The following is a 3,870-nucleotide window of genomic DNA, read 5'->3' on the forward strand; positions in this document are numbered from 1 at the left end:
AGCACCCACGGTGTGTTGACCATCCCGGCAAACACCCGGATCGAGTCGCCGCCCTTGCCCAGCGCCATCACCGTGTCGCCTTCATTGACCCGGCGACGCTGATCGTCATCGACGTCCGCCTTGTCGAGACGAATCAGGCGTAGGTCAAAACCAAAGCCCTTTTCCAGCTTCAAGGCAGCCAGGCGCCGTGGTTGCTCATCGACCGGAACTCGCACCAGCTCGTCGATCAGCAGATAAATCGTCGCCCGCGCCAGTTGTTCGCTGATTTGCTGCACTTCGCCGCTCAACACCAACTGCTCGCCGCCGCTGACGAGGCGATACACCTTGGCCGCATGGGGTCCGGTCTGCTCGACCACCACCTGACCGCGCGACAGACGGCTGCGGTCGCCGCTGTCGAGCAGGGTGTCGTCGACCGTTTTCAGCTCCAGCGGAATGCCCATCAAGCGCTCCCACGCCGCCAAGGCGCGAGTACGGTCGATGGCAATCATCGGTTTCAGGTTGTCGGCCATCAGGGTGAACGTGCCATGGGCCAGGCGCTCGCGGTATTGCTCACCGCGCACTTGGTTGACTAAATGCAGGGTCAGCACGCCAAGCAGCGCCACCAGCACCAATACGCCGAGCATGCCGCCATAGATGCGCAGGAAGATGGAGTTCATGGCGTCAGTGGTTCAGCAGATAACAGCTAGGGTCTTGCGCCGCTTCCGGGACAAACAGATAGCCTTTGCTGCGAATGGTCTTGATCAAGCGCGGATGGATGGGATCGTCACCGATCTTCGGTCGAATACGTGAGATGCGCACATCAATGGAGCGGTCTTGGCCGTCATAGCCAAAACCTCGCAGCGCCGTGAAGATCTCTTCCCGGGATAAAATTCGTCCGGCGTTGGCCACCAACAGCCAGAGCAGATCAAATTCAGCACTGGTCAGCTCGATGCTACTGTCCTGCAACCAGGCTTCGCGCAGGGCGTTATCGACGATCAACGGACCGAACACCAGCCTGCGTGGTTTCTCTTCGGGCTTGAGTCCGGATTTGGGCTCAGTCGTTTCGTTGCGCCGCAACAGCGCATGAATTCGCGCCAGCAGCACCCGCGGGTGCACCGGCTTGCAGACAAAATCGTCAGCGCCCATGTCCAGGCCTTGAATTTGATCGGTGTCATCAGTGCGCGCGGTGAGCATTAAAATCGGACCGTCGTAGCGATCGCGGACCCTGCGACAGATGCTCAGGCCGTCTTCGCCGGGCAGCATCAGGTCAAGAATCACCAAGTCAGGCTGCTCGGCAATAATGCGCGCCACGGCCTTGGCGCCGTCACCTTCAATAGTGGCCCGCAGGCCATTGCCCTGAAGGTAGTCACGGGTCAGTTCAGCCAGGCGCTGGTCATCTTCGACAATCAGCACCTGCCAGGCTTCTTGCTCCACGGGTAACCTCTTCTACCATTGTTCTTATTAATAGAATCAAGCGTTGGATGGGCTTGATAGAGGGCGAGTTTAGCAACAGCTCGCGCTAAGCACACGACATGCCAGTTTGCACTCAAAATTTGAGTTTTCCGTGATGCAATTCACACCCGCAAAAACCTGCAGACGGTGTAAAAAACAATGACAGACGGTTCGGTCCAGCAGTTCTGCGGCCTACACGGGTTTTCCCGATTTCATACATGATTTACCCACAGATTTATCCACAGGCGCTCGTTGCATTTCATGTCCAAAACGCTTTATCTTGTAGCTCGGCGCGAAAAAAACCCTACATGTAGCGTTTACCGCCTAAAACCAAACACAACTCAATCGAGAATTTCAAGCTATTTTCTTGTGGCTGTTTGGTTGGATCGCAGCATTTTTCAGTACGCCAAACTACTCAAGTGGATGGCAGCCGCTGTACCTCACTCGCTGGGGCAAACCGGTACAAGTGTTGCAACAAAAAACGAGCATCCTTCATACGATTTCCGGTAGCGGGCATGTCCCGAGACCAATGACTTCAAAGCCGGGGAATGGCCAAAGCCTTCCTCATTCGTTTTGAGGTCTTTCCAACTGGCACCTTGTCAGTTGACTGCTCAAGACGGAACGGTGGGCACGCTGTAAGTGTCCAAACAAACTTAAAGAACGTGGAGACACCCATGCAAACAGACACAACTCGCGAGAATTCGCCGACCGCTACTCCGCACGCCGACCAATCCCAACAGGATTTGTCCGCCACTGCACCGGGTCAGCTGCGCGTGATCAAGCGTAATGGGACCGTCGTTCCTTACACCGATGACAAAATCACCGTCGCCATTACCAAAGCGTTTCTTGCAGTTGAAGGCGGCACCGCCGCCGCTTCGTCGCGCATCCACGATACTGTGGCGCGCTTGACTGAACAGGTCAGCACCACGTTCAAACGTCGTATGCCTTCGGGCGGCACCATCCATATCGAAGAAATCCAGGACCAGGTCGAACTGGCCCTGATGCGTGCTGGCGAACAGAAAGTCGCCCGTGACTACGTGATCTACCGTGATTCACGTGCCAAAGAACGCGCCGTTCGCTCCACTGATGATCCGGTACTAGCTCACCCATCGATCCGCATCACCCGCGCCGATGGCAGCCTTGCGCCACTGGACATGGGCCGCTTGAACACCATCGTGACCGAGGCCTGCGAAGGTCTGGCGGAAGTCGACGCGAACCTGATTCAAAGCGAAACCCTGAAAAACCTGTACGACGGCGTCGCGCTGAAAGACGTCAACACCGCTTTGGTGATGACTGCGCGTACCTTGGTAGAACGTGAGCCTAACTACTCGTTCGTGACTGCTCGCCTGCTGATGGACACCTTGCGTGCCGAAGGCTTGAGCTTCCTGGAAGTGGCCGAAAGCGCCACTCACCACGAAATGGTCGACCTGTACGCCAAAGCACTGCCGTCCTACATCGCGAAAGGCATTGAGTTCGACTTGCTGAACCCGATTCTGGCGACCTTTGACCTGGACAAACTGGGCAAGGCGATCAACCACGAGCGCGATCAGCAGTTCACTTACCTGGGTCTGCAAACCCTGTACGACCGTTACTTCATCCATAAGGATGGCGTGCGTTTCGAACTGCCGCAGATCTTCTTCATGCGCGTGGCCATGGGCCTGGCAATCGAAGAGAAGAACAAAGAAGACCGTGCCATCGAGTTCTACAACTTGTTGTCGTCGTTCGACTACATGTCGTCGACCCCAACCTTGTTCAACGCCGGCACCCAGCGTCCACAGCTGTCCAGCTGCTACCTGACCACCGTTCCAGATGACCTGTCGGGCATTTACCACGCCATCCACGACAACGCCATGCTCTCCAAATTCGCTGGCGGCCTGGGCAACGACTGGACGCCGGTTCGCGCGCTGGGCTCTTACATCAAGGGCACCAACGGCAAATCCCAAGGCGTCGTGCCGTTCCTCAAAGTAGTCAACGACACCGCAGTAGCAGTTAACCAGGGCGGTAAACGCAAAGGCGCGGTCTGCGCTTACCTGGAAACCTGGCACATGGACATCGAAGAGTTCATCGAGCTGCGCAAGAACACCGGTGATGATCGTCGTCGTACCCACGACATGAACACCGCCAACTGGATCCCTGACCTGTTCATGAAGCGCGTCTTCGATGACGGTCCATGGACCCTGTTCACGCCTTCCGAAGTTCCGGACCTGCACGACCTGACCGGTAAAGCCTTCGAAGAGCGTTACGAGTACTACGAAGCACTGACCCAGTACGGCAGCAAGATCAAACTGTTCAAGACCATCCAGGCCAAAGATCTGTGGCGCAAGATGCTCTCGATGCTGTTCGAGACCGGGCACCCCTGGATCACGTTCAAGGATGCCTGCAACGTCCGCTCGCCGCAGCAACACGTCGGCGTCGTGCATTCGTCCAACCTGTGCACGG

At 56.7% G+C, this 3,870-nt stretch carries 2 protein-coding genes and 1 pseudogene; 1 reads left to right on the forward strand and 2 read right to left on the reverse strand.

Annotated elements, in window-relative coordinates; genetic code table 11:
- Positions 1-656: pseudogene (locus tag M0974_RS29950) on the reverse strand (two-component sensor histidine kinase); the annotation flags it as partial.
- Between the two features lie 4 nt (positions 657-660).
- On the reverse strand, positions 661-1,413 hold the full coding sequence (locus M0974_RS29955) for a response regulator (RefSeq protein WP_297845510.1): 753 nt from the start codon (positions 1,411-1,413) through the stop codon (positions 661-663).
- Positions 1,414-2,105: 692 nt separating this feature from the next.
- Here M0974_RS29955 and M0974_RS29960 point away from each other — a divergent pair.
- Positions 2,106-3,870: ribonucleoside-diphosphate reductase subunit alpha (locus M0974_RS29960; protein ID WP_297845511.1), on the forward strand; the 1,765-nt coding region annotated here is incomplete at its 3' end.

Source organism: Pseudomonas sp. (genome assembly GCF_026224925.1).
In the GTDB taxonomy this organism is placed as follows: domain Bacteria; phylum Pseudomonadota; class Gammaproteobacteria; order Pseudomonadales; family Pseudomonadaceae; genus Aquipseudomonas.